Annotated in this window: 5 protein-coding genes; 3 read left to right on the forward strand and 2 right to left on the reverse strand. The window is 61.0% G+C overall.

Going from position 1 to position 4,511, the window contains the following annotated elements; translation table 11 throughout:
• The coding region (locus EN879_RS25265; RefSeq protein WP_164774564.1) for a hypothetical protein at window positions 1-607 on the reverse strand (607 nt) is incomplete at its 3' end.
• Window positions 608-879: 272 nt separating this feature from the next.
• Here EN879_RS25265 and EN879_RS25270 point away from each other — a divergent pair.
• From EN879_RS25270 to EN879_RS25280, 3 genes are all read left to right on the forward strand, one after another.
• Window positions 880-1,248 (forward strand): Hpt domain-containing protein, encoded by a 369-nt coding sequence (locus EN879_RS25270; RefSeq protein ID WP_023813039.1) that lies wholly within the window; start codon window positions 880-882, stop codon window positions 1,246-1,248.
• Between the two features lie 111 nt (window positions 1,249-1,359).
• Window positions 1,360-1,680: a 2Fe-2S iron-sulfur cluster-binding protein gene (locus tag EN879_RS25275; protein WP_013531878.1), complete on the forward strand. Its 321-nt coding sequence runs from the start codon at window positions 1,360-1,362 to the stop codon at window positions 1,678-1,680.
• Between the two features lie 195 nt (window positions 1,681-1,875).
• The gene (locus EN879_RS25280; protein ID WP_063167916.1) at window positions 1,876-2,904 is read left to right on the forward strand and encodes an NAD(P)/FAD-dependent oxidoreductase; all 1,029 of its coding nucleotides are present in this window, start codon (window positions 1,876-1,878) and stop codon (window positions 2,902-2,904) included.
• Window positions 2,905-2,907: 3 nt separating this feature from the next.
• On the opposite strand, the gene EN879_RS25285 is transcribed toward EN879_RS25280, so the two are convergent.
• A complete protein-coding gene (locus EN879_RS25285; RefSeq protein ID WP_063167917.1) occupies window positions 2,908-4,389 on the reverse strand; it encodes an MDR family MFS transporter in 1,482 nt (493 codons plus the stop codon).
• Window positions 4,390-4,511: the final 122 nt, after the last annotated feature.

The raw sequence follows: 4,511 nt of genomic DNA on the forward strand, positions 1-4,511 counted from the left end.
GTGCGGCGATGCGCATTTCCTGGGCGCGGCGAATCATGGCGGCGAAGGCCCAGAACAGGATGACGGGCACGATGGCCGCGACGGCGAGGCCGATCAGTTCCGGACGGGCAAGGAACTGGTCGAGCGTGCGGATTCTCCAGATGCTCGGTCCGAAAAGCAGATTGGCCAAACCACCGGCACCGGCGAACCAGGCGAGCGAAACGAAGGCGACGACCCAGTAAATGGTGTTCGAGGCACGCCTGTTGAGGCTGTGCAGGAGCGTCTTGTAATCCTTCTGGCGATCGTCATTGGCCGGCGCGAAACCTGCGGGCTGGGCGCCATTGCGCGGTTCCACGGGGCGCAATTCGGCAGGTTTGGCCTTGGGCGCGGGTTTCGCGGCCTGGTTTTGGTTGACCACCGGCTCCGGGTTCTGTTCCGGCTTATGATTGCGTCCCTCGCGCGCCAGCTCGTCGGCCGCCTGGGATATCTGCGCTTCAAGATCCTCCATCGAAGCCGCGATATCGAGGTCGCCGCTGCCGATCTCATTGCTGAGGTCGAGATCGAGCGCCTTTTCCAGTTCCCTGGCCACTTCGCTGTCGAGAGTTCTCGTCGTCGGTTTCTTTGCCATGCCTTCGCTACCCTGTACTAGCTGCCGCGGGCTTATAATTCTGTTTGTCTTGCCCCGCGCAGGAGGCTGAAAATGGACCCCTCGTATCGTAATGACACAGGGGGGTAAAGAAAACATGCATTCCGCGGGATACGTAAAACTTTAAATATAAGGTTAACGGAACTGTGATTTGGACGCCGCTTTGGCAACATTTTTCCGGGCCATTCATTAACCCGTTGTCCATTGGATTCGCCTAGGTTTTTGGGCGAGTCGAAGAAACGGAGTTCGAGTTCATGCGTGGCGAAAGCGGCATCGCCTTCTCAATGCCCGGGGGAGATGTATCCGGACCAAGACGGTCACGGCCGGTCGATTTGGCACACCTTGCCCGCCAGACAATGGGTGACCGCAGCCTTGAGCAAGAGGTTCTGGCGCTATTTGTACAGCAGGCGCTGTCCGTGCGTGACAGAATAGTCGACGCCGATATCAAGGACCGGCTTCTGCTCGCCCATGGATTAAAGGGTTCGGCACGGGGCGTGGGCGCCTTTGCCATCGCCGATTGCGCCACCGAGATCGAGCACCGGCCGGAAGACGGCCAGACGCTCAAGCGGCTTGGTACGCTGATCGACGAAGTGCGCGATTTCATCGCCGCCATCAACCGCTGAATCCGCGCCGAATCCGATTTGCGGAAAAACGTCATCGGGCGGCGCTTTCATGCGGCAGTTGACTTGTCAGCCGGAGTGATTATCTCGGCTGCAACTCCCTTCAGGTGACAAATGACCAAGCTGACTTTCATTGCCCATGACGGCACGCATTTCGACATGGACGCCGAGAACGGCTCTACGGTCATGGAGAACGCGATCCGCAACGCCGTGCCCGGGATCGAAGCCGAATGCGGCGGTGCCTGCGCCTGTGCCACCTGTCACGTCTATGTCGACGAAGCCTGGACGGCTGAAGTCGGCGAGCCGGAAGCGATGGAAGAGGACATGCTGGACTTCGCCTACGACGTCCAGCCCAACTCGCGCCTGTCATGCCAGATCAAGGTCCGCGATGCGCTTGACGGCTTGGTCGTGCGGGTGCCTGCCCGCCAGGGATAAGCGCAACCTTTTTGCCAACTGATTTTTCCCGCTGTGGCTTGGCAGCGGGGCGATGGTCATGCAGTGTCCTGCTGTTTCACCACAGCGCCGCGCGTCCTCTTGGACGCGCAACGGACGCTGTAGCACTTTTATTTGCGCATGATCCTTTCCGAAAATCGTTCCGATTTTCGGGGTCATGCGCAGCGAGGCACAGGCATGACCGACATCACCAGGACAGACGTGCTTATTGTCGGGGCAGGGCCGGTCGGCCTGTTTGCCGTGTTCGAGCTCGGCCTGTTCGACATGAAGTGCCACCTGATCGACATTCTCGATCGGCCGGGCGGCCAATGCGCGGAACTTTATCCGGAAAAGCCGATCTACGACATTCCAGGCTGGCCTTCGATCTCGGCGCAGGGGCTGGTCGACAAATTGCTCGAGCAGATCGCGCCGTTCAAGCCCGATTTCAGCTACAACCGAATGGTTTCCAGCCTGGAAAAACTGGAGGACGGCAGTTTTCGCGTCACCACCGACGAAAACGAGGTGTTCGAGGCCAAGGTGGTGGTGATTGCCGCCGGCGGCGGCTACTTCCAGCCCAAGCGTCCGCCGATCCCCGGCATCGAGCCCTATGAAGGCAAGAGCGTCTTCTATTCGGTGCGCCGGATGGAGGATTTTCGCGGCCACGACCTCGTCATTGTCGGCGGCGGCGACTCGGCGCTCGACTGGACGCTGAACCTGCAGCCGGTGGCAAAGAGCGTGACGCTGGTGCACCGGCGGCCTGAGTTCCGCGCCGCTCCCGACAGCGTCAACAAGATGTATGCCATGCAGGAGATGAAGCAGCTCGAATTCCAGGTCGGCCAGGTGACCGGATTGACCGGTGCCGACGGCCAGTTGTCATCGGCCACCATCAAGGGACCGGATGGCGACGTCGAGGTGCCTTGCACGCGCATGCTGCCGTTCTTCGGCCTGACCATGAAGCTCGGACCGATCGCGGAGTGGGGTCTCAACCTTCACGAGAACCTCATTCCGGTCGATACCGAAAAATTCCAGACATCGGTGCCCGGCATCTTCGCGGTCGGCGATATCAACTGGTATCCGGGCAAGCTGAAGCTGATCCTGTCGGGTTTCCACGAAGTGGCGCTGATGGCGCAGGCCGCCAAGCGCATCATCAGCCCCGGCGAGCGCATCGTTTTCCAGTACACGACCTCATCGACCAGCCTGCAGAAGAAGCTCGGCGTCTCCGGCTGAACTTTACTCGGCCAGCATCGGCGCCGCATTGTCGGCGTAGCCGCGAAGCTCCTTTTCGGGCATCAGCGTCAGCGTGATCAGCCCCAGCAGCAATGTAGCGGCGGCGACGGCAAAGATCATCACGAACGGCTCGATCGTCGCGCTATGGCCAGCGATCCGCACGCCTTCACCGGCAAGCGGCAAGCCGTAGCCCAGAGCGACCGCGCCGAGCATGGCGACCCCAAGCGCACTGCCAAGCGAACGCAGGAATGTCAGCACGCCCGTCGCGACGCCGAGATGCACGCGATCGACGGCGTTCTGGACCGACACGGTGGTGACCGGAAACGTCGTTCCGGTTCCAAACCCGATGCAAATCGTCAAGACCTCGACCTCCAGCAGCGTTGCATATCCTGCGACGACGGCCAGCAGGCAGAGGCACAGCATGCTGAAGACGACGCCCACCATCGCAATGCGCTTGTAGTGGGTGAAATGCGGGATCATACGCCCGCTGAATGCCGCGCCGCCGACGGTCCCCAGCAGAAGCCCAAGCATCGCGATGCCCGACTCCGCTGCCGACAAGCCGAGCACCGCCTGAAGATAGACGGGCAGGTACACAGCCATGCCGACGCTTGCGGCCTGAAGCAGGAACATCGAAAGCGTGCCCGCCAGAACGATTGGATTGCCAAGCACTTCGAGTGAGATGAGCGGCTCGGCGGCGCGCATGAGCCGCAAGGCAAAAGCGCTCCAGAAAATCGCCGAACCGCAGAGAACGCCGATGACTTCAAGCGAAGTCCAGGGATAGGCGCTGCCGCCCCAGTTCAAGGCGAGCAGCAGCAGCGCCGTGGCAATTATCAGAAGCAGCGCGCCCAGGCCGTCGATGCGATGGCGCTTTGCGGCAATGGGCAGTTTCTTGAGCGGCTTGTTGATGATCGCCATCGCAAGAAAACCAAGCGGAATGTTGATCCAGAAGATCAGTGACCAGTGCAGGTGCTCTGCGAAAGTGCCGCCGAGCAACGGACCGGCAATGCTGGCGACAGCCCATGTGCCGGAGAACCAGGCGGCATAGCGTGCCCGCTCGCGCGGCGGCACGAGATCGCCGACGACGGTCTGCGTCAAAGCGAACAAGCCGCCGCCACCGGCGCCCTGGATCGCCCGCCCGACAACCAGCACAAACATGTTGGGGGCCATCGCGCTGACCAGCGATCCCGCCAAAAAGATCAGGATCGCGGCATAGACGGTCGGCCGGCGGCCGTAGACGTCGGAAATCTTGCCGTAGAGCGGAGCCACGGCTGTAGCGGTCAGGAGATAACCGGTGACGATCCATGGCAGATAGTGTGCGTTTCCGAGCGCATGCCCGATGGTCGGCATGGCCGGCGCGACAATGGTCTGATCGAGTGCCGCCAACAGCATCGACAACAGCACGCCGCCGATGATGGCGTTCTTTTCGCGCTCTGTTATCGGCGTGCCGGTTTCCGCCATCGTTTTCTCATCGACAGCCTGGTCCATGATCGTTCATCCATAAGCTTGCGATTTGACCGGCGCTGTTCAGCCGCTCCGGCTTCATGACCGTTTGGATCGCATTGGTGTTTTAAGCTCGTCTGGCGAGCCTGATATATGTCGTCCCATAT

It is taken from the genome of Mesorhizobium sp. M7A.F.Ca.AU.002.02.1.1 (genome assembly GCF_003998535.1).
GTDB classification, from domain to species: Bacteria; Pseudomonadota; Alphaproteobacteria; order Rhizobiales; family Rhizobiaceae; genus Mesorhizobium; species Mesorhizobium ciceri.